This is a genomic window from Maritimibacter sp. 55A14, from assembly GCF_003122205.1.
Lineage (GTDB): Bacteria > Pseudomonadota > Alphaproteobacteria > Rhodobacterales > Rhodobacteraceae > QEYE01.
Map to the genome: position 1 here is coordinate 123,313 of NZ_QEYE01000006.1, position 21,981 is coordinate 145,293.

Here is a 21,981-nt window from a genome sequence, read left to right on the forward strand (position 1 = left end):
AGTGGCCGATTGGACCCGGCGGCGAAGCCGGGCTCCGTCAGGCGTGGCAGGCGCGACATGAGGGTGGTGTGAACAGCCCCGCAGGCAGAATTCTTTCGTGGAGCCGGCTCAACCGAATGCGCAAGGAGCGTCGGGTCCAGAACGCCTTGACGCTTGGCCTCGTGCTGTTGGGGCCCGCACTGGCCCTGACCACGTTCCTGGTGCTCAGCGTCTTCGATCCGGGCGCCAATGCCTCCAGCCTGCGCACGGTGCTGCTGGCCGATCTGGTCTATGTGCTGGTCATCGCGGCGCTGGTGCTGCAGCGCGTGGCGCAGATGGTCGCCGCGCGCCGGGCGCGTTCGGCCGGATCGCGGCTGCACCTGCGCCTGACCGGCGTCTTCGCGATCGTCGCGCTGATCCCCACGGTTCTGGTCGCGGTCTTCGCGGTTCTGACGGTGAATTTCGGGATCGAAGGCTGGTTTTCAGACCGGGTGCGCGACGCGCTCGGAAATTCGGTGGCCGCAGCAGAGGCTTACGAGCAGGAAAACCGCGACGACCTGATCGAGGACGCCACCGCGCTCGCCAATTTCCTGGAACGCGCCAAACGCTCGACAAGGCTGCTTTCCGACGGCGAGTTGCGGCAATTGCTGACCCAGGGACAGGCACAGATCCAGCGCGGCCTGCGCGAGGCCTATGTCATTGATGGCGGCGGCGAGTTGAAGGCGCGCGGCGAGCGCAGCTATCTCTTCAACTACGAACAGCCCAGCCCGGATGAATTGACCGAGGCCCGCGCCGAGGGCGCTGTCGTTCTGGAGGACTGGGACAATAACGAGTTTCGCGCGCTGATCCCGCTGGACGGCTGGGTGGACCGGTTCCTCTACGTTTCGCGTAACGTGGACGGCCATATCCTGGGGCTGCTGGACGACACGCAGGCGACGGTGCGGCTTTACCACCAGCTCGAGAGCGAGCGCGGCCGGCTGCTTTTCGAGTTCGGCTTGCTCTACCTGGGATTCGCGGTGATCCTGATCCTCGCGGCGATCTGGCTGGGCCTGTGGTTCGCCGAACGTCTGGCGCGGCCGGTGGGCCGGCTGGCCGGAGCCGCGCAGCGCGTCGGCGCGGGTGATCTCGATGTGCAGGTACGGGTAGCCGACGGCGACGACGAGATCGCGATGCTGGGCCGGCTCTTCAACCAGATGACCCGCCAGCTCAAGGGCCAGCGCGACGCGCTGCTCGACAGCCACCGCCAGACCGACCGGCGGCGGCGGCTTTTTGACAGCGTGCTCGCCAGCGTGACAGCAGGGGTGATCGGGCTCGATTCGGCGGGCCGGATCGAGTTCATGAACCGTTCGGCCCACCGCCTGCTGGCGCTGGAGGACGGGCAGGGCGATCTGGGTCCGGTCCAGGCCGCGGTGCCCGAGTTCGGTGCGCTCTACGAAAATCTCGTGGAAAGCCGCCGCGAGGTCGCGCAGGAAGAGATCCGCATGACCCGCGGGGGCAAGGCCGAACGGCTGCTCGTGCGCGTGGCGACGCGGCGCGCGGGCGACGGCCGGCTGGAGGGCTACGTGGTCGCCTTCGACGACGTCACCGATCTGGTCAGCGCGCAGCGCATGGCCGCCTGGGGCGACGTGGCGCGGCGCATCGCCCATGAAATCAAGAACCCGCTGACGCCGATCCAGCTATCGGCCGAGCGCCTGAAGCGCAAGTTCGGCCCCATCGCGGGGGAGGAGGCGGGCGTGCTGGAGCAATACACGGATGTCATCATCCGGCAGACCAACGACCTGCGGCGCATCGTCGACGAGTTCTCCCGCTTCGCGCGGATGCCCGAACCCGAGCGCCGCGAGCATGACCTGATCCGCATCCTGCGCGACGCGGTGCTCTTGCAGGAAAGCGCGTTGCCGGAGGTGCGTATCACGCTGGACTGCCCTGATGGGCCGCTGACCGCGGAGCTGGACGAGACGATGATTGGGCAGGCGTTGACGAATTTGATAAAGAACGCCGGGGAAGCCATTGACTCCTATACGGAAGCGTCGGGCGAAAGCATTACGGGGGAGATCCGTGTCGCGCTCGTCCAGGACGGCGACGATGTGGAGATCACCATCTCGGACAACGGCATCGGACTGCCCGAGAACCGCGCGCAGCTTTTCGAGCCATACGTGACCACGCGGGAAAAGGGCACCGGGCTGGGACTGTCCATCGTCAAGAAGATCATCGAGGAGCATGGCGGGACGCTGGAACTGGCGGATGCGCCGGTAGTCGAAGGCCACGCCCATCACGGGGCGATGGCCAAAGTGACATTGCCGCTCGCCTGGGCGCAGACCCAGAACGAGGGCGGACGACAAGTGGCCTGATACGGCCGGAACGAGGAAGGCAGATATGGGCGATATTCTGATTGTCGATGATGAGCGCGACATTCGCGAACTGGTCTCGGACATCCTGCGGGACGAGGGCTACACCACGCGGCTCGCGGCGAATTCCGACGAATGCATGCGGGAGATCAACGCCGACGCGCCGGCGCTGATCGTTCTGGATATCTGGCTCAAGGACAGCCGGATGGACGGGATCGACATCCTCAAGACCGCCAAGCGCGACAACCCGGACATTCCGGTTGTCATCATCTCCGGTCACGGCAATATCGAGATCGCCGTCGCCGCGATCAAGCAGGGCGCCTATGACTTCATCGAAAAGCCCTTCAATATCGACCAGTTGATGGTCGTGATCGGCCGCGCGATGGAAGCCTCGCGGCTGCGGCGCGAGAACATGGAACTCAAGCGCCGCGATGTCATATCGTCGGACATGATCGGCTCATCGGCTGCGTTCAAGGCGCTCAAGTGCCAGCTCGACAAGGTGACGAAATCGAACGGCCGCGTGATGCTCAGCGGCCCGCCCGGAGCCGGCAAGGAGGTCGCAGCGCGTTACATCCATTCCAATTCCGCGCGCTCCGGCGGACCGTTCGTGTCGGTCAACTGCGCCTCCATCGCGCCGGAACGGATGGAGGAGGTGCTTTTCGGCCGCGAAACGCCCGAGCGCGGGATCGAGCCGGGCCTGCTGGAACAGGCGCATGGCGGGGTGATCTTCTTCGACGAGGTTGCGGACATGCCGCTTGGCACCCAGTCGAAGATCCTGCGGGTGCTGGTGGAGCATCAGTTCCAGCGCGTGGGCGGGGCCGACAATGTCCGGGTGGACAACCGCGTGATCGCCTCGACCAACCGCGACCTTCAGGCCGAGATCGCCGCCGGGCGGATGCGCGAGGAGCTTTATCACCGGCTCAACGTGGTGCCGATCGAAGTGCCGTCGCTGGAAGAGCGGCGCGAGGACATCCCCGAGCTTGCGCGGCATTTCATCGACGAATTCCACCGCGTACAGGGGCTGCCGATGCGCAGTTTCACCAGCGAGGCTGAGGCGCTGATGCAGACCATGCACTGGCCGGGCAATGTGCGTCAGCTCAAGAATGTGATCGAGCGGGTGCTGATCCTGGGCGACACCAGCGACGAGATCGGCGCGCGCGAGCTGCCCGCCGGCGAAGGCGCTCCCGAGGAGGGCGGGGGTCTCGCGCTCAACGGCTCCGTCGCGACGCTGCCGCTGCGCGAGGCCCGCGAGCTGTTCGAACGCGAATACCTGTTGACCCAGATCAACCGCTTCGGCGGAAACATCTCCCGCACCGCGAGCTTCGTCGGGATGGAGCGCTCGGCCCTGCACCGCAAGCTGAAATCGCTGGGGGTCGTGACCTCCAACAAGGCCGGCGCGCGCATCGCGCGGGTCGAGGGCAACTCCTCCGAGGACGCGTGATCCCCGTTGACCGTTCCGGCAGCGTCTGCTTAGACAGAGCCGGGATCGCTGGCAGGAGACCGCGATGAAGGTCATCATTTGTGGGGCCGGTCAGGTCGGCTGGCAGATCGCGCGGCACCTGTCGTCGGAACGCAACGACGTTACCGTGGTGGACAACAACCCCGAACTGGTGCGCCGCGCCTCCGACAGCCTGGATGTGCAGGGCATCGCCGGCTTTGCCTCCTATCCCGACATCCTGGAACGCGCCGGCGCGCGCGACGCCGACATGATCATCGCGGCGACCTATTCGGACGAAGTGAACATGGTCACCTGCCAGGTCGCCCATTCGATCTTCGCGGTGCCCCGCAAGATCGCCCGTCTGCGCTCGGAAAGCTATCTCAACGCGATCTATTCCGATCTCTATCGGCGGGACCACCTGCCCATCGACGTGGTGATCAGCCCCGAGCGCGAGGTGGCCGAGGCCGCCTTGCAGCGCCTGGCCGCGCCCGCCACCTTCGACACCGAGAACTTCCTTGAGGGCAAGGTCCAACTCATCGGCATTGTGCTGGAAGATGACTGCCCAGTGGTCAAGACGCCGCTGCGTCAGCTCTCGGAACTCTTCTCCACGCTGCTGGCCATCGTGGTGGGGGTGCGACGCGAGGGCACGCTTTTCACGCCCGAACCGGGCGATCAACTCTTTGCCGGCGATCAGGTCTATGTCTGCACGCATATCGACGATCTGGGCCGCACGCTGGAGATCTTCGGCAAGGCCAGCCGCAAGCAGGAACGCATCATCATCATCGGTGGCGGCAATGTGGGGCTGACCGTCGCCAAGCGGCTGGAGGTCCGGCCCGACCGGGTGCGCGCCCGCGTGATCGAGCGCGACCGGACGGTGGCCGAGTTCGCCGCCGACGCGCTGGAACGGACGATCGTGCTGAACGGCGACGGGCTGGATATGGAATTGCTGGAAGAGGCCAATATCAGCCGTGCCGACGCGGTGCTGGCGGTCACGGACGACGACAAGACCAACCTGATCGCCGCCGTTCGCGCCAAGGCGGCGGGCTGTCCGCTGGCAATCAGCCTGATCAACGATCCCACGCTCACCTCGCTCATGGAGCCGCTCAATATTGACGCCTTCATCAACCCGCGCACGACCACCGTGTCGTCGATCCTGCGCCATATCCGCCACGGGCGTGTGCGTGCGGTCTATTCCATCGGCGACGCCGAGGCCGAGGTGATCGAGGCGCAGGTGCTCTCGACCTCGCCGATCTCGGGGCAGGCGATCCGCGACATTCCCTTCCCCGAAGGCGTGCTGGTGGGCGCGATGATGCGCCGCGGCAAGGTCATGCGGCCCACCGGCAAGACCCGGATCGAGGAGGGCGACGTGATCGTGCTCTTCGCGATGGCGGCGGACGTGGCCGAGGTGGAACGGCTGCTTCAGGTCTCGATCGACTTCTTCTGATGGACCGGATCCTTCAGCTTCCACTCTTCCTGATCCTGGCTCTGGTGGGCGTGCTGGCCATGTACATCCCCGCCGCCCACGGCTTCGTGCGCGGCGATTACGACACCGCGCGCGTGTTCTTCTATTTCGCTACGCTCCTGCTCTTTCTCTGCCTGATCGTCGGGTTGGCCTCGGCCAATTACGACCCCCGCGTTTCCGCCGGCAGCCACCTGCTGGCGCTTCTGGGCGGGCTGGTGGTGCTGCCGGTCTTCCTGGCGCTGCCGATGTCGGAACTGGTGCGCGACACGCATTTCCTGAACCTCTATTTCGAGATGGTCTCCAGCCTGACCACGACGGGGGCGAGCGTCTTCGACGCGCCCGAGCGGCTCAATCCCAGCCTGCATCTGTGGAAGGGGCTGGTGGCCTGGCTGGGCGGGTTCCTCTTCTGGCTGAGTGCCATTGCCATCATGGAGCCGCTCAACCTGGGCGGCTTCGAGGTCTTCGCCTCGATGAAGACCGGCAAAGCCGCGCAGGGCATGGCGCGCATCCGGGTGGCGGACGCCTCCGAGCGGCTGGTCCGATACGCGCGCGAGCTATTTCCGGTCTACCTGACGCTGACGCTGCTGCTCTGGATCGGACTGCTGATCCTGGGCGAGGGTTCGCTCATGGCGCTGATCCACGCGATGTCCACGATTTCCACCTCCGGGATATCGCCGGCCGGAGGGCCTTCGGGCGGCTCCGCAGGGCTGGGTGGCGAGTTCCTGATCTTCTTCTTCCTCTTCTTCGCGGTCTCGCGCGCGACCTTCAGCAACCGGCTCGGTCCGCGCACGCTCACCCGGCTTCGGGACGACCGGGAATTCCAGCTTGCGCTGATCTGTCTCGGCGTACTGCCCCTGGCGCTGGTGCTGCGCCACTGGCTGGGCGCGCTCGAGGTGGAGGAGCAGGAAAGCCTGGGCGCCGTGGCCCATGCGCTCTGGGGCGGGCTCTTCACCGTCATGTCCTTCATGACCACGACGGGGTTCGCCAGCGCCGACTGGGCGGCGGCGCGCGATTGGTCGGGTCTGCAAACGCCGGGGCTGATCCTGATGGGCCTGGCGCTGATGGGCGGTGGTGTTGCTACAACGGCGGGAGGGATCAAGCTGCTGCGGGTCCATGCGCTCTACAAGCACGGGCTGCGCGAGATGGAGAAGCTGGTGTATTCGTCCTCGGTCGGCGGCGCGGGCATCCACGCCCGGCGCATCCGCCGCGAGGGCGCGCATATCGCCTGGATTTTCTTCATGCTTTTCATGATGTCGGTGGCGCTGGTGATGATCGCGCTGTCGCTGACCGGCGTCTCATTCGAGGAGTCGCTGACCTTTTCCATCGCCGCGCTCAGCACCACAGGGCCGCTCGCCTCGGTGGCAGCGGAGACGCCGCTCAGCTACGGCGATCTGAACGCGGCAGGCAAGCTGGTGATGTGCGCCGCGATGATCCTGGGGCGCATGGAAACTTTGGCGATCATTGCGCTTCTGAACCCGGATTTCTGGCGCTGAGTGGCGCAACTGCGACACAATTGCCAAATTAGACGGGCGATTCGGGTGGAAATCCTCCCGCCTGCCATCCATATTCTTCCGGAACGACAAAAAGAATGCGCTGCACAGGCAGGGCAGTTCCCGTGAAGTAAAGGCAACGAAGAATGGCCGCTGATAAGCAGAGTTTGCAGGACGCTTTCCTCAACAATGTCCGCAAGACCAAGATTCCAGTGACGATTTTCCTGATCAATGGTGTGAAACTTCAGGGCGTCATCACCTGGTTCGACAATTTCTGCGTGCTCCTGCGCCGCGACGGGCAATCGCAGCTCGTCTACAAGCACGCGATTTCCACGGTGATGCCCTCGCAGCCGATCAACCTTTACGATGGCGACGACGACCAGTAGGTCCGGGCGCTGACCGTGCGCGCCTACGTTATCCACCCGGATATCCGCAACGATCCCGGCCGCCGGAATGCCGCCCATGCGCTTGACGAGGCCGTGGCGCTGGCCGCGGCCCTCGACGATATCGAGATCGCGGGCAGCGACAGCGTATCCCTGCAATCGCCGCGGCCCGGCCTGCTCTTCGGCAAGGGCAAGATCGAGGAGTTGCGCGCGCGCTTCGAGGAGGCCGATGTCGGGCTGGTGCTGATCGACGGGCCGGTGACGCCCGTGCAGCAGCGCAACCTGGAACGCGCCTGGAAGGTCAAGATCCTGGACCGCACCGGGCTTATCCTGGAGATATTCGCGGATCGCGCGCGCACCCGCGAGGGTGTGCTTCAGGTCGATCTGGCGGCGCTGGAGTACCAGAAGACCCGGCTGGTGCGGTCCTGGACCCACCTGGAACGGCAGCGCGGCGGGCTGGGTTTCATCGGCGGCCCCGGCGAAACCCAGATCGAGGCCGACCGCAGGGCGCTCAACGACGCGATCATTCGTATTCGCCGCCAGCTGGCCAAGGTTGCCAGGACGCGCGGCCTGCACCGCGCGGCGCGCAAGAAGGTGCCCTATCCGGTGGTCGCGCTGGTGGGCTACACCAACGCGGGCAAGTCCACCCTTTTCAACCGGCTGACCGGGGCGGGCGTGATGGCCCGCGACATGCTCTTCGCCACGCTCGACCCCACGATGCGGGCAATCACGCTGCCTTCCGGGCGCGAGGTGATCCTGTCGGACACGGTGGGGTTCATCTCGGATCTGCCGACGCAGCTCGTCGCAGCCTTCCGCGCCACGCTGGAGGAGGTGCTGGATGCCGATCTGATCCTGCATGTGCGCGACATCAAGCACTCCGAATCGGACGCGCAGGCCCAGGATGTGCGCGACATTCTCGATACGCTGGGCATCGACCGCGACAGCGCGGAGGGGATGATCGAGTTGTGGAACAAGATCGATCTGGTCGCGCCGGAGCGACGCCAGGCGCTGGAAACCGCGGCGGCGCGCGATCCGCAGGTCTTCACCGCCTCGGCGGTCACGGGCGAGGGCATTGCGGCGCTGCTCGACGGCGTGGACCGGGCGCTGGCCGAACCCGTCAGCCGGGCGGTGTTGCATCTGGGCTTCGGCGAGGGACGCAAGCGCGCCTGGCTCTACGAGCAGGGCGTCATCACCTCCGAGGAACAGACCGACGAAGGCACACGGCTCGACGTCGAATGGACCGAGGCGCAGGCCCGGCGTTTCGCCAGGCTCTGAGCCGTCACCCGCGCCTCAGAGCCGAAGGTCGACCCGCGCCTCGGGCAGCCCGTCGCGCATCTCGAAACGCATCGCCACGGCCTCGCGCTCGGCGGGCGTGAGGCGGCGGTAGATCCCGTCGGCCCGGTTGCGCGGGTCGTCCGCGATGTAGAACTGCGTGGTGACGACCTGGTCCCCGGCGAAGAGCTTGACATGGATGTGCGGCGTGCGGCCGGGATAGGGCACGGGTTTGATCGTGGTGAAGACATAGGCGCCGTCGGCGCCGGTGACCATCTGCCCGAAGCCCTGGAATGCGGCGTCGCGCATCCGCCCGCCACGGTCGCGGCGGTGCAGGTAGCGCCCGTTCACGTCGCATTGCCATATCTCCACCCGCGCGCCGGAAACGGGCCGCCCGCGCCGGTCAAGAACACGGCCCGCCAGCCGCACCACCTCGCCGCCGGCCGCGCGCACCGCGCCTGCGACGCGCACCAGGTTGTTGTCGGTGTCGCGCAGCTGCATCGCGGGGGGCGGGTAGAATGGGCCCTCGGTGGCCTCGGGCGTGCGCGTGGCCGCGGCGAGCCGCGCGGGTATCAGCGAGATCGCCGCCGCACCGGCGGCGCGCGAGAGGATGAAACGTCTGCTTCGGTTCGCCATGATCCGTGGTCTCTGGCAGTTCTGCGGACAACATAGCACGGTCGCGCACCCGGTCGATGGCTCTGGCCGATCACAACTCCATGAGGCTCAGCGCGGCTCCAGCCGGGTGATGCCCACCGCCGCGGCCCGCGCCAGCGCCGGGTCGAGCGACATCGGGATATATTCACCCCGCCGCCACAGCTCCCCCAGGTCGTCGTAATGGCGCGACAGGAAATGCCCCGACTGGCCGGTGGCGGTGACGAAGACCGAGCTGTCGGGATCGGCGAAATCGTAGACGCCGCGATAACCGCCGGCATGGACATTGGCGAAGGGGTTGTCGCCGCTGCCCGCCGTCAGCCCGCGTTGCAGCGTGTTGTCGCCGCCGCTCGTGGACTGACGGATATTCACGAACCAGCGCAGGAGCGGCAATTCGCCCAGTACCGCGTGGTCGTGGCGCGCGACATGGACATCGCCCCAGCGCCAGCTCTCGATCGCCGGGCCATAGCGTTCCGCGAGCCAGAGCAGCGCCTCATCCAGCGCCAGCCGCGAGACGTCCGCGCAGGTCTCCTCCTGCGTGGACTGGATCACGTCGCACCAGACGGCAGCGCCCTCGACATCGCGAAAGACACGTTCGACAAAAATTGGGTCGGGATGGGTGAAGGCATCGGCGAGCGGCCCCAGTTCGTCGCGCGCCAGCCGGTCCTGGAGTGTCCTGAGCCAGGCCGCGAAGATCAGCGGTTCGGGCAGATGCTCGTTCATCTCGCCGTTCCAGTCGGCCAGAAGCCGGAGCGCATCCTGGCGCTGGCGCTCGGGCGTGCCTTTCGGGGCGGGCTCGCCGCTGTACCACAGGTCGCGGGCCATCAGGGGCAGCAGCGCGCGGGCGGTGAAGGAGACGGTGTCGAGCTGCGCCTCGATGAAGCTTTCCCGCGTATGCACCTCGCGGTTCTGCATCAGCCGCCGCCAGCGCTGGATGCGCTGCGTGTCGCCCCAGTCATAGCTCACATGAAGCGGGAAGCTGCGGTCGATGATCTTGTTGTTGGTGTTGCCCACGATGCCCCCTGCTGGCCGCGCGAAGCGCGGGTTGACGGCATAGGGCAGGGTGCCTTGCCAGCGGTTCTGCGTCTTCCAGCCAGGCGCGGGCAAGCGGCCCAGGCTCTGATGGCCGGGCAGGCGTTCGGGCATCGCGCCGATGAGTTGCAGGGCCACGCTCTCGTGGTCGGCGAGCGTCACGTTGAGCGACGGCGCGACATGCAGCGATCCGGCCTCGATCGCCTCCGGCACCGAGCCGGACTTCATCAGCCGGATGCCCGCCGTCATGGACGTGTCGTCGGGCGTCAGCATGGTCCAGCCCAGCGATGCGATATGGCCCGCCGGCGTGACCTTGCCCAGATCGTACTGGCCGGGGGGCAGGACCGGACCATTTTCCGTCCAGCGCAGGGTGATCGTGATGGGCGCCTCGTCCTTCACCTCGATCAGCGACTTGCGGGTGGTGAAGGGGGTGTAGCCGTCCGGCGTCAGATATTCATCGCGCCGGTCCGGGTTGAGTTTCTCGATGAAGAGATCCTGATCGTCGAGATAGGAGGAGGTCATTCCCCAGCCGAGGGCCGCGCTGCGCCCCGTCAGGATCAGCGGTACGCCGGGGATCGACCCGCCGATCACCCCGCCCGATGTCAGCTCCAGCCGCGCCAGATACCAGATCGTGGGCGCGCTCAGCCCCAGATGCGGGTCGTTGGCCAGCAGCGTGCCGCCCGCCGCCGACCGGCCCGGCGCCGCCGCCCAGGCGTTGGAGGCGCCCGCGAAGCCGCGCCGCGGGAACGGGTCGAGCGGATCGGCCGGCGCAGTCCCGGCGGCGCTGGCCTGCCGCTCGAGACCGGGGAAGAGCGCCGCATATTCCGGCAGCGCAGCAACGCCGTCACCCGGCGCGTCGGGCAGGATGTCGCGCAGCCGCTCGGGCGAGAGCGCGAGGCCCACGCGGGCGCGCAGCACCTCCTCCTCCAGATGCGTCGAAAGCCGCACCGCCATCAGCTTGAGCACCGCCAGGCTGTCGGCGGGCTGCCAGGGGGCGATCTGGTTGGAAAAGAGGAAAAATTCCGGCGCGCCGCGGCCCAGGGCCTCGGCATTGACGCGCGTCAGCCAGGCGTTGACGCCGGCCGCATAGCTCTCCAGCGCGGCGCTTGTGGCGGCGTCCTGCGCCTCGACCGAAGCCTGCGCCAGCCGGTAGAGGTCCAGCCTGCGCATCAACTCGTCGATCTTCAGCGTCCGGCGGCCGAAAAGCTCGGACAAGCGTCCCTGCGCCGTGCGCCGCAGCATTGTCATCTGCCAGAGCCGATCCTGCGCATGGGCAAAACCCAGCCCGAAGAACACGTCCGGGTCGCCCGCGCCGAAGATATGCGGAACATTGTGGTTGTCGCGCACGATCTCCACCGGACCGGAGATGCCGCTGACCACATGGCGCGCGGAATAGTCGGGAATGGACCGCGAGGCCATCCAGGCGAGCACCGCCGCGGCCAGTCCGGCCAGCACCGCCAGCCCGACGAAGAGGCGCAGCAACCAGATGAAGATTCGTGCCATGCGACTCGTGCCCGTTGACCCCATGCGTGGGTCCGTTAGTTAGAGAGAAACGCCTGCGCACGCAAACAGATGAACGACCGGGAGGAAGACATGGCGAGAATCGCGTTTCTGGGGCTTGGGGTCATGGGCTATCCGATGGCGGGGCATCTGGCCGCCGCCGGCCATGATGTGACAGTCTACAACCGCACTGCCGCCAAGGCCGAAAAGTGGACCGGCGAACACAAGGGCGCTGCTGCGACCACGCCTGCCGAGGCCGCAAGCGGGGCCGAATTCGTGATGACCTGCTTGGGCAATGACGACGACCTGCGCGCGGTCTGCTCCGGGCCGGACGGCGTGTTTTCGGGCATGGATAAAGGCACGATCCTGGTGGATCACACGACCGTCTCCGCCGATGTCACCCGCGAGCTTTCCGCGCTCGCCGCCGAGGCCGGATTGGGCTTCGTGGACGCCCCGATCTCGGGCGGGCAGGCGGGCGCGGAGAACGGCCAGCTTTCGGTGATGTGCGGCGGCGAGGTTGATGCCTATGCGCGCGCCGAGCCGGTGATCGCCGCCTATGCCAAGATGTGCCGTCGGATCGGCGGCAGCGGTGCGGGCCAGATGACCAAGATGTGCAACCAGATCGCCATTGCCGGGCTGGTTCAGGGCCTCAGCGAGGCGCTCCATTTCGCCGAGAAGGCCGGGCTGGACGGGCGCGCCGTGGTCGAGGTGATCAGCCAGGGCGCGGCGGGTAGCTGGCAGATGTCGAACCGTTACGAGACGATGCTCGACGACGAGTTCGAGTTCGGCTTCGCGGTCGACTGGATGCGCAAGGATCTGGGCATCTGCCTGGGCGAGGCCGACAACAACGGCGCGAGCCTGCCGGTCACCGCACTGGTCGACCAGTTCTACAAGGATGTGCAGAAACTGGGCGGCGGGCGCTGGGACACGTCCAGCCTGATCCGCCGTCTGCGCGCGGTGGAGGGTTGAGGCGGAAGGCGGACCGAAGCGGCTTCAGGCCCGCCCGTCAGCGGATGATGCGGGTGTATTTGTTGCCCTTGAGCGTCGCGCCGATGATCAGCCCCGATTGCCCGTAGACTACCGCGATGACGGGCGACAGGCTGGTCGTTGTCTCCACCCCGATATTGCCGCCCTGATCGGGCACCGCGTATTCCACGTCGCCGCCTACGGCCCAGCCGTCGGAGCCCCGGAAATCGGCAAGCGCCGCCGGGGTCATGAAGAAGAGCGTATGGGCGAATTGCTGCGCCCCGATCTGCAACCCGAAGGACGCCTGCGCGGTGGAGTAATAGTCCACTGTCACGCCATCGACCAAGAGCGCGCCCTCGCCATAGGCGCCTCCGATGCCGAAGCCGGCCTTGGTGATGCGGGGCATGACAAGCATGCCGCTCGACTTGTCGCGCAACTCCTGCGTGCCCGGAATTTCTGTGTACATGAAGTTCAGCGCGTTGCGCACCCGCGCGTCGATGATCTCGCCCTTGTTGGTGCGCGTGCCGTTGCCGCAAGCTGCGGTCGTGGCGGTAACCGCCAGGGAGCCCGCGATGAATTGACGGCGATTTGTCCTGCTCATGATATAGGCCCTCTTCGCTCATCTCGGTTGCTCCGAGACTTTGGTCACAAACTATAGTGTATCAATCCCGCCCTGTCACCACGAAGCGGCACGGGGCACAAGCGAATTATCGCCGGTTTCAGCCGCCCTGCAGGATCTTGGCGGCGCGCGGGGCGAAATAGCTCAGAACGCCGTCGCATCCGGCGCGTTTGAACCCCGCCAGGCTTTCGAGCATCGCGCGCTCTCCGTCGAGCCAGCCGTTCAGCGCCGCCGCCTCGATCATCGCGTATTCGCCGGAGACTTGATAGGCGAATGTGGGCGCGCCGAAGGCATTCTTCACGCGCCGGCAGATATCCAGATAGGGCAGCCCCGGCTTGACCATCACCATATCCGCGCCGTCCGAGAGATCGCGCGCCACAAGCCGCAGCGCCTCGTCCGAATTGGCGGGGTTCATCTGGTAGGTCTTCTTGTCGCCCTTGAGCGCGCCCGTTGCACCCACCGCATCGCGGAACGGCCCGTAGAAGGCCGAGGCGTATTTCGCGGCATAGGACATGATCACGGTGTCGCGGTGTCCGGCCGTCTCCAGCGCGCTTCTCAGCACGCCGATGCGCCCGTCCATCATATCCGACGGCCCCAGGATGTCGGCGCCGGCCTCGGCGTGGCTGAGCGCCTGCTTGACCAGCACCTCCAGCGTCTCGTCGTTGAGCACCACGCCGTCGCGCACCAGCCCGTCATGGCCGTCGCTGTTATAGGGGTCCAGCGCCACGTCGAGCATCACCGCGACATCCGGCACGGCGGCCTTTATCGCGCGCGTGGCCCGGTTGACGAGGTTTTCGGGATTGTACGCCTCCGCCGCGTCCGGGGTCTTGAGGGCGGGATCGGTATAGGGGAAGAGCGCCACGACCGGAATGCCCAGCGCGGCAGCCTGCCGTGCCGCGGCCACGGCCCGGTCCACCGAAAGCCGTTCGACACCGGGCATGGAGGCCACGGGCTCGGCCAGGTCCTCGCCGTCGCGCAGGAAGACGGGCCAGATCAGGTCCGAGGGCGCCAGCGCCGTTTCCGCAACGAGCGCGCGCAGCGCGGGCGTGCGGCGCGGGCGCCGGAACCGGGTGGCGGGGAAGGGCGCGGAAAGGGGCTGCATGCTGAACCTCCGGACAGTTTTTTACTGAGTTGCACATCCGGGCGCGGTGCCACAAGAAGAAAGCCGGAAAGCGGTGGGATTCACGGATCAACCGCATTAGTGTCACGCATAACGCGGCCGGGGACAGGAATTGGACTTCTACGCCAGGGTATTCGAGCTGATCGACATGCGGTCCTTCAGCAACCTGTGGTACTGGATCATGCTCGCCGTGGTCTGGTCGACCGCGAGCCATTGGGTGATCGGCGTGCCCTTCGACATGGTCGCCCGCGCGCGGCGACACGGCGGGCAGGCGGCCCACGATGTCGAGGCGATGGTGGCGATCAATGTCGGCCGGCTGACCTATATCGCGGATACCGCCGGGCTCTGGCTGATGGCGCTCGGGACATTCCTGCTGGCCGGTCTCGCCACGATGGGCTTCGGCTACAGTGTCGAGTTCTGCCAGGCGCTCTTCCTGATCGCCGCGCCGATGTCGCTGGTCGGACTGCTGTCGATCCGCTTTGCGCGCCGGCTGCAACGTGAGACGCCGGAGGGCGATCTGCTCTACGCGCTCTTGCGCCGGCACCGGCTGGTCACTCAAGTGATCGGCATGTTCTCGATCTTCGTCACCGCCTTCTGGGGCATGTGGCACAACATGGCGACCAGCATCCTGGGCGGTTGACATTCGCGCCGGGCCCCGTAGCTCCCCCGCATGGACGATATGACGGCATCACGTGAAGACATAACGCTGGGCGGCGCGCCCGAGGGCTACGACGCCCGGCTCCTGGCCCGCGAGCTGGATCGCGGCGGCGTGCCGGTCGTCCATGTCGCGCGCGACGACAAGCGGATGGAGGCGATGCGCCGCGCGCTGGCCTTCTTCGCGCCCTCCGCCACGGTGCTGAGCTTCCCGGCCTGGGACTGCCTGCCCTATGACCGTATCTCGCCCAATGCCGAGGTCTCGGCCACGCGGATGGCAACGCTGGCGGCGCTGGCGCATGGGGTGCCGGGCCCCTTCATCCTGCTTACGACGCTGGGCGCGGCGATGCAGTGCCTGCCCGCCCGCGAGATCCTGCGCGAGGCCAGCTTCACCGCCCGCGTGGGCAAGCAGATCGACGAGGAGGCGCTCCGCAGCTTCCTGGTGCGCATGGGCTTCTCGCAGGCCCCAACGGTGACGGAACCGGGCGATTACGCGGTGCGGGGCGGGCTGATCGACGTCTATCCGCCGGGCGAGTCCGGGCCGGTGCGGCTCGATCTCTTCGGCGATGTGCTCGACGGCGCGCGGCGGTTTGATCCGGCTACGCAGCGCACCACCGAGACGCTGGAGCGGGTGGAGCTTGCGCCGGTCTCCGAAGTCATCCTCGACGAGGCCGCAATCACCCGATTCCGCCAGAACTACCGGATCGAATTCGGCGCCGCGGGCACCGATGATCCGCTTTACGAGGCCGTGACTGCGGGGCGCAAGCATCAGGGGATGGAGCATTGGCTGCCATTTTTCCACGAGCGGCTGGAGACGCTTTTCGACTATCTGCCCGGCGCCGCGGTGACATTCGACGACCAGATCTCCGCCCTCCACCTGGCCCGGTGGGAGGCGATCGCCGACCAGTACGATGTCCGGCGCGAGGCTATGGACCGGAAGAAACGGATGGACACGATCTACAAGCCCTGTCCGCCGGAACTCCTCTATCTCGACGAGGCGGCTTTCGAGGCCGCGCTGGGGGGCCGGCGGGTGATCCGGTTCAACCCGCTTCCCCAGGGCAGCGGGCCCGGCGTCCTGGATGCCGGCGGGCGGATCGGACGCAATTTTGCGCCGGAACGCCAGCAAAGAGAAGTCAGTCTTTTCCGTGCCTTGGCGCTTCATGTTCAGGCACAGCGCGAAGACGGAAACGTGGTCATTGCCAGTTGGTCGGAAGGCGCGCGCGACCGGCTGGCGGGCTTGCTGGCCGACGAGGACCTGCCGGATGCCCCGACGCTGCGCGACGCGCGCGGCCTGCCTGAGGGAAAGGGCCATGTCTTCCTGACGGTCTGGCCGCTGGAGCAGGGCTTCACCGCGCCCGGCCTGACGGTGATCTCGGAACAGGACGTGCTGGGCGACCGGCTGATCCGCGCGCCACGGCGCAAGCGCCGGGCCGAGGATTTCCTGACCGAAGCCGCCAGCCTCAGCCCCGGTGATCTGATCGTGCATGTCGATCACGGCGTGGGCCGCTATACCGGGCTCGAGACGGTGGAGGCGATGGGCGCGCCGCATGAATGCCTGGCGCTGGAATATGCCGGCGGCGACCGGCTCTTCCTGCCGGTGGAGAATGTCGAATTGCTCAGCCGCTACGGGCATGAGGAGGGCATCCTCGACCGGCTGGGTGGCGGCGCCTGGCAGTCGAAGAAGGCACGGCTCAAGGAACGCATCCGCGAGATGGCCGACCGGCTGATCCGGATCGCGGCGGAACGCGCGCTGCGCTCGGCCCCGATGCTGGAGCCGCCGGGCGACATGTGGGACGCCTTCGCGGCGCGCTTTCCCTATCAGGAAACCGACGACCAGATGGCCGCCATCGAGGCGGTGCTGGAAGATATGGGCTCGGGCAGCCCGATGGACCGGCTGATTTGCGGCGATGTCGGCTTCGGCAAAACCGAGGTGGCAATGCGCGCGGCCTTCGCCGCCGCGCTCTCGGGCGTCCAGGTTGCCGTGATCGCGCCCACGACGCTGCTTTCGCGCCAGCATTTCAAGAGCTTCGAGGAACGCTTCCGCGGCTTCCCGGTCACCGTCCGGCAGCTTTCGCGCTTCGTCGGTGCGCGGGAGGCCGCCGAGACCCGCAAGGGCATCACCGAGGGCAGCGTGGACATCGTCATCGGCACCCATGCGCTGCTGGCCAAGTCGGTGAAATTCCACAAGCTCGGCCTGCTCGTCATCGACGAGGAACAGCATTTCGGCGTCGCCCACAAGGAGCGGCTGAAATCCATGCGAACGGACGTGCATGTCCTGACGCTGACCGCGACGCCGATCCCGCGCACGCTTCAGATGTCGCTCTCGGGTGTGCGGGACTTGTCGATCATCGGCACCCCGCCCGTGGACCGGCTGGCGATCCGCACCTATGTCAGCGAGTTCGACACCGTCACCGTCCGCGAGGCGCTGCTGCGCGAACACTACCGCGGCGGGCAGAGCTTTTTCGTCGTCCCGCGGGTCCGCGACCTGGGCGAGATGGAGGAATTCCTGGCCCGCGAAGTGCCAGAGGTCAGCTACGTGGTCGCCCATGGTCAGCTTGCGGCGGGCGATCTGGACGGGCGGATGAACGCCTTCTACGACGGCAAATACGATGTGCTCCTGGCCACGACGATCATCGAATCCGGGCTCGACATTCCGACGGCGAACACGATGATCGTGCACCGCGCCGACATGTTCGGGTTGGCGCAGCTCTACCAGATCCGAGGCCGGGTCGGGCGCTCCAAGACCCGCGCCTATGCCTATATGACCACCAGGCCGCGTGTGCCGCTGACCCCCGGCGCGGAAAAGCGGCTGCGCGTGCTCGGCGCGCTCGACAGCCTCGGCGCCGGGTTCACCCTGGCCAGCCAGGACCTCGACATCCGCGGCGCGGGAAACCTGATCGGCGAGGAACAGTCCGGGCAGATGCGTGAGGTCGGGTTCGAGCTGTACCAGTCGATGCTGGAGGAGGCGATCGCGCGCATCAAGGCGGGCGAACTGGAAGGGCTGAGCGATACGGATGACCAGTGGGCGCCGCAGATCAATCTGGGCGTGCCGGTGCTGATCCCGGCCGATTACGTCCCCGATCTCGATGTGCGGCTGGGGCTCTACCGGCGGCTCTCGGGCCTGACCACGAAGGTCGAACTGGAGGGCTTCGCGGCGGAGTTGATCGACCGGTTCGGCAAACTGCCCAGGGAGGTCAACACGCTGCTCCTGGTCGTGCGCATCAAGGCGATGTGCAAGCGCGCCGGCATAGCGCGGCTGGATGGCGGCCCCAAGGGCGCCACCGTGCAATTCCACCGCGACAAGTTCGCCAATCCCGCAGGGCTTGTGGAATTCATCCAGGCCCAGCACGACCGCGCGAAGATCCGCGACAACAAGATCATCATCCGCCGCGACTGGCGCAAGGAGAGCGACAAGATCAAGGGCGCCTATACCATCGCGCGCGACCTGGCGGAGAAGGTGAAACCGGTGACGCCCAAGGGAAGCTAGGTCAAATCGCCTGCCCGGACGGGCGGTCCGGCGGTCGCGGGGCGGCCTTTGTCCCGTGCGGGGGCAACGGGCATACCGCCGCTCAAGGCCATGTGTTGATTTTATGGGGACCGCTCTAGACGCGCCGTCGCAGAACCATGGCCGGCGCGCCACGCGCCCTGAGCCACAGCGCGGCCGCCAGCGCGGTGATCGACAGTTCGATGGCGAAGCTCCAGTGCAGCATGAAGGAGAGGATGAAATGCCCATGCGCCATCGGCACGTCGATGAGCGAATAGAGCCGCTCGCCGAAGGGCCAGGCCCACATGATCCCGCCGCCCACGCTGTCGAGCGCGAGATGCAGGAAGACGCCGGCCATCAGCAGTGTGGCATGGGGCAATAGGCGGTGCGCAAAGATCCGGCAGGCCGCAATCCCCGCCAGCCCGAGGACCAGCCAGAAACCCGGCGCGTGAAACCAGTAGAGATGGTGATCGATCCGCCCGCCATCGACGAGCCAGTACCACGCCAGGTCGAGATCGGGCAGCACCGCACCGGCCAGCGCCGCCATCATCAGCCCGCCGCGTGCCCCGACGCCGCGCCCCAGCAGGTAGCCCGAAGGTAGATGCGCGATCATCATCGGCCGGCCCCTCCGGCGGCGGCCTTACCGGTCAGTTCGTCGATCACCTTGCCCCAGAGATCGCTGGGCTGCGCGCCGGTCAGCACATACTGGCTGCCGACCACGAAAGTCGGCACGCCGGTCACGCCGCGCTCGCGCGCATGGGCGTCGCGGGCGCGAATGTCCTCGGCATCGGCCGAACCGGCCAACAGCGTGCGCGTCATCTCCGCATCCATCCCGCAGCTTCCCGCGATCTCCACCAGCACCTCATGCGCGCCGATGTCCCGGCCCTCCATGAAATAGGCCCGGAATAGCGCCGCGACGACCGGCGTCTGACGCCCCTCCAGCCCCGCCCAGTGGATCAGGCGATGCGCGTCGAGCGTGTTAGGCGCGCGCTCGATCTTCGACCAGTCGATGGAGAGGCCCGCCTGCTCGGCGGCCTCCGCGATCCGGCCATAGACCTGCACCGCGCCCGCCTTTCCGCCGAACTTGGCCTCCAGATAGGTCTGCCGGTCCATGCCGCCGGCCGGCATGTCGGGGTTCAGCTGGAAAGGATGCCACTCGATGGCGAAGGGATGGTCGGGATGCGCCTCCAGTGCCCGGTCAAGCCAGGTCTTGCCGATCAGGCACCACGGGCAGATCGGATCGGAGATGATGTCGAGCTTGATCATTCGGGCCCTTTCCATGTCTTGCGAAGCGCGCCCCGGCGCAGCTTGCCGTTCGCCCCCCGCGGCAGCGCCGCCACCCGGAGGAATATTCGCGGGCATTTGTAGCGCGCCAGGCGCCCCGCGCACCACCCCGCCAGCGCCTCCTCCGCAATATCGTGATCGGCGGTATAGAAGGCGGCGATCACCTCGGCCCCGGCCTTGACCGGCACCGACGTTGCGGCAGCTTCCCGTATCTCGGGATGTTCGGCCAGCGCCGTTTCCACTTCCAGCGGCGAAACCCTGTAGCCGCCCGCGTTCATCATGTCGTCGCACCGGCCCAGATAGGCGATCGCGCCGTCCGCCTCCATGCGCACCATGTCCCCGGTGACGAACCATTCGCCGCGAAACCGCGCCCGCGTCTCGGCCTCGGCGCCGCGATAGCCCAGCATCAGCCCCGGATCGCGCGCCGAGACCGCCAGCAGGCCCGGCTCGCCCAGCGGCACCGGCGCGGTGCCGCGCGGGGCCAGGACCGCGACGCGGCGGCCCGTCTGCGGACGGCCCAGCGTCCCCGGGCGCGCCGGGGCGGCCGGGCTCCCGGAGATGAAGGTCGAGCATTCCGACATGCCGAGCGCCTCGTGGATCGCGGTGCCGGTGCGCGCGCGCCAGTCCCGCGCGACCTCCGCGGGCAGCGCCTCGCCGGCCGAAAGGCCGTGCCGGAGCCGCGGAAGGTCGAGGGGTGCGCCGGTCTCCAGGATCTGCCGGAAAACGCCCGGTGCGGCGGCGAATATGCTGGCTTCGTGGCGGCGCAGGAGCAGCGGCAGGCTGTGCCGGTCCGCGCCCGCACCGGGGATGAGCGCGGTCGCCCCCACCGACCAGGGATCCATCAGCCCGGTGCCCAGCGTGTAGGTCCAGTTGAAGGCGCCGGCATGCATCAGTCGGTCGTCGGGCCCCAGCCCGTACCAGCCCTCCAGTATCATCCGCCGCGCCCAGATCGCGCGATGCGCATGGACCACCGCGCGGGGCCGGCCCGAGGTGCCGGAGGTGTAGACGATATAGCCAGGCCGCTCCGGATCGCCCATCGCATAGGGCGCGGGCGCCCCGTCATGCATCGCCGCCAGCGCCACGGCGGGCATGACCGGGCAGGGCAGGGGATCGGGCAGCGCGAGGCCCTCGCCCTGCACGATCAGCGCCGGCGCGAGGCCGGGCAGCAGCGCGGCCAGTTCGCGCGCGGTGAGCTGCGCGGAAACCGGCACCGGCACCAGATCGGCAGCAAGGCAGGCCAGGAAGAGGATCGGAAATTCCACATCGTTGCCCAGCCGCATCAGCACCCGGTCGCCGGGCGCGAGCCCCCGGTCCGTGAGCCCGCCCGCCACGCCGCGCACCGCGCCCTCCAGCCGGCCATAGCTCCAGCGCCGCGCACCGCGCGCATCGACCACTGCCAGCGCCACCTTGTCGGGCTGCGTGCCCGCGCGCGCCAGCACATGCGCGGCCATGTTGAAGGGCGCGGGGCAGGGCTCGGGCGCGCCTGCGTCGAAAACCGACAGCCCCGCCGCCGTTCCCGCACCGTCCCGACCGCCCATCGCGCCCGTCCTTTCTTCTTGCTCCAAATATCCCCGCCGGAGGCATGCGCCTCCGCCGCCGGGCGCCCCTTTCTCGCTAAGTCGCGCCCGGCGCAGTTGCAAGCCCCCGCGACCCGGCCTAATCTTGGCGCCCATGACAACGCAGCAGTCCCATTCCCTCCTGCGGCTGGCGCGCGAATGCGGGGGCGTGGCGCAGGTCGCGCCGCTCAATCTCGGCCAGCGCGTGCGCGAGATCCGCAAATCGCGGGGCTGGACGCTGGAAAAGGCGGCGCGACAGGCGGGGCTCGCGCGCTCCACGCTTTCGAAGATCGAGAACCAGCAGATGTCGCCCACATTCGAGGCGATGCGCAAGCTGGCCGACGGGCTGGGCATCTCCCTGCCACAGCTTTTTACCCCCTCGCCGGGACTGGAGAGCGCACCGCGCATGGATGTCACCCCCAACGGCGCGGGCAAGCCGCTGCTCACCCCCACCTACGAGCACGAACTGATGGCCGGCGGGCTCGATCCCAAGCGCATGCTGCCCTACCGCACCCGCGTCCGGGCGCGCTCGCTCGACGCCTTCGACGGCTGGGTGCGCCACGAGGGGGAGGAATTCCTCTATGTACTCACCGGCGTGATCCGGCTCTATACCGAGCATTTCGAGCCTGTCGAGATGCGCCGCGGCGACGGCGTCTATTACGACGCGGCAATGGGCCATAACGTGATTTCGGTCAGCGACGACGACGCGACGCTGCTCTGGGTCACGTCGCTGGTCTGAGCGGCGC

Annotated in this window: 17 protein-coding genes; 10 read left to right on the forward strand and 7 right to left on the reverse strand. The window is 67.5% G+C overall.

Going from position 1 to position 21,981, the window contains the following annotated elements:
- Window positions 1-116 precede the first annotated feature (116 nt).
- The 6 genes from DDZ14_RS06990 (at window position 117) to hflX (ending at window position 8,372) form a co-directional block, all read left to right on the forward strand.
- Window positions 117-2,327 carry a PAS domain-containing sensor histidine kinase gene (locus DDZ14_RS06990; protein ID WP_109424233.1) on the forward strand — a complete coding sequence of 737 codons (2,211 nt, stop codon included), beginning with the start codon at window positions 117-119 and terminating at the stop codon, window positions 2,325-2,327.
- 25 nt (window positions 2,328-2,352) lie between these two features.
- Window positions 2,353-3,765, forward strand: a complete 1,413-nt coding sequence (locus DDZ14_RS06995) for a sigma-54 dependent transcriptional regulator (protein WP_109424234.1) — start codon at window positions 2,353-2,355, stop codon at window positions 3,763-3,765.
- 64 nt (window positions 3,766-3,829) lie between these two features.
- Window positions 3,830-5,206 (forward strand): Trk system potassium transporter TrkA, encoded by a 1,377-nt coding sequence (trkA, locus tag DDZ14_RS07000; protein ID WP_109424235.1) that lies wholly within the window; start codon window positions 3,830-3,832, stop codon window positions 5,204-5,206.
- Entirely contained in the window at window positions 5,206-6,717 is a 1,512-nt protein-coding gene (locus DDZ14_RS07005; RefSeq protein ID WP_109424236.1) for a TrkH family potassium uptake protein, read from the forward strand. Before trkA ends, DDZ14_RS07005 begins: the two co-directional genes overlap by 1 nt.
- Before the next feature lie 143 nt (window positions 6,718-6,860).
- Entirely contained in the window at window positions 6,861-7,100 is a 240-nt protein-coding gene (gene hfq / locus DDZ14_RS07010) for an RNA chaperone Hfq (RefSeq protein WP_109424237.1), read from the forward strand.
- A gap of 15 nt (window positions 7,101-7,115) precedes the next feature.
- A complete protein-coding gene (gene hflX, locus DDZ14_RS07015) occupies window positions 7,116-8,372 on the forward strand; it encodes a GTPase HflX (RefSeq protein ID WP_109424238.1) in 1,257 nt (418 codons plus the stop codon).
- Between the two features lie 15 nt (window positions 8,373-8,387).
- Here hflX and DDZ14_RS07020 read toward each other — a convergent pair whose 3' ends face one another.
- Both DDZ14_RS07020 and DDZ14_RS07025 read right to left on the reverse strand, forming a co-directional pair.
- The gene (locus DDZ14_RS07020; RefSeq protein WP_109424239.1) at window positions 8,388-9,005 is read right to left on the reverse strand and encodes a protocatechuate 3,4-dioxygenase; all 618 of its coding nucleotides are present in this window, start codon (window positions 9,003-9,005) and stop codon (window positions 8,388-8,390) included.
- Between the two features lie 87 nt (window positions 9,006-9,092).
- Complete coding sequence (locus DDZ14_RS07025; protein ID WP_109424240.1) at window positions 9,093-11,555, reverse strand: penicillin acylase family protein; 2,463 nt, start codon at window positions 11,553-11,555, stop codon at window positions 9,093-9,095.
- Between the two features lie 90 nt (window positions 11,556-11,645).
- Between DDZ14_RS07025 and DDZ14_RS07030 the strand changes: the two genes are divergently transcribed.
- Window positions 11,646-12,521 (forward strand): NAD(P)-dependent oxidoreductase, encoded by an 876-nt coding sequence (locus DDZ14_RS07030; RefSeq protein WP_109424298.1) that lies wholly within the window; start codon window positions 11,646-11,648, stop codon window positions 12,519-12,521.
- A 37-nt stretch (window positions 12,522-12,558) separates the two neighbouring features.
- On the opposite strand, the gene DDZ14_RS07035 is transcribed toward DDZ14_RS07030, so the two are convergent.
- Together DDZ14_RS07035 and hemB are read right to left on the reverse strand one after the other, a co-directional pair.
- Complete coding sequence (locus DDZ14_RS07035; protein ID WP_109424241.1) at window positions 12,559-13,119, reverse strand: YSC84-related protein; 561 nt, start codon at window positions 13,117-13,119, stop codon at window positions 12,559-12,561.
- Window positions 13,120-13,237: 118 nt separating this feature from the next.
- Window positions 13,238-14,239: a porphobilinogen synthase gene (gene hemB / locus DDZ14_RS07040; RefSeq protein WP_109424242.1), complete on the reverse strand. Its 1,002-nt coding sequence runs from the start codon at window positions 14,237-14,239 to the stop codon at window positions 13,238-13,240.
- Between the two features lie 130 nt (window positions 14,240-14,369).
- Between hemB and DDZ14_RS07045 the strand changes: the two genes are divergently transcribed.
- Complete coding sequence (locus tag DDZ14_RS07045) at window positions 14,370-14,897, forward strand: component of SufBCD complex (RefSeq protein WP_109424243.1); 528 nt, start codon at window positions 14,370-14,372, stop codon at window positions 14,895-14,897.
- A gap of 39 nt (window positions 14,898-14,936) precedes the next feature.
- The gene (gene mfd, locus DDZ14_RS07050; protein ID WP_109424299.1) at window positions 14,937-18,398 is read left to right on the forward strand and encodes a transcription-repair coupling factor; all 3,462 of its coding nucleotides are present in this window, start codon (window positions 14,937-14,939) and stop codon (window positions 18,396-18,398) included.
- 115 nt (window positions 18,399-18,513) lie between these two features.
- Here mfd and DDZ14_RS07055 read toward each other — a convergent pair whose 3' ends face one another.
- From DDZ14_RS07055 to DDZ14_RS07065, 3 genes are read right to left on the reverse strand one after another with little or no spacing between them, the layout of a single operon-like run.
- Window positions 18,514-19,011: a metal-dependent hydrolase gene (locus tag DDZ14_RS07055; protein ID WP_109424244.1), complete on the reverse strand. Its 498-nt coding sequence runs from the start codon at window positions 19,009-19,011 to the stop codon at window positions 18,514-18,516.
- Entirely contained in the window at window positions 19,008-19,661 is a 654-nt protein-coding gene (locus tag DDZ14_RS07060) for a DsbA family oxidoreductase (protein ID WP_109424245.1), read from the reverse strand. The genes DDZ14_RS07055 and DDZ14_RS07060 overlap by 4 nt, the downstream gene beginning before the upstream one ends.
- Complete coding sequence (locus DDZ14_RS07065; RefSeq protein ID WP_109424246.1) at window positions 19,658-21,217, reverse strand: class I adenylate-forming enzyme family protein; 1,560 nt, start codon at window positions 21,215-21,217, stop codon at window positions 19,658-19,660. The genes DDZ14_RS07060 and DDZ14_RS07065 overlap by 4 nt, the downstream gene beginning before the upstream one ends.
- 133 nt (window positions 21,218-21,350) lie before the next feature.
- On the opposite strand from DDZ14_RS07065, the gene DDZ14_RS07070 reads away from it, so the two are divergent.
- Complete coding sequence (locus tag DDZ14_RS07070) at window positions 21,351-21,974, forward strand: helix-turn-helix domain-containing protein (RefSeq protein WP_109424247.1); 624 nt, start codon at window positions 21,351-21,353, stop codon at window positions 21,972-21,974.
- The last annotated feature ends 7 nt before the right edge of the window (window positions 21,975-21,981 follow it).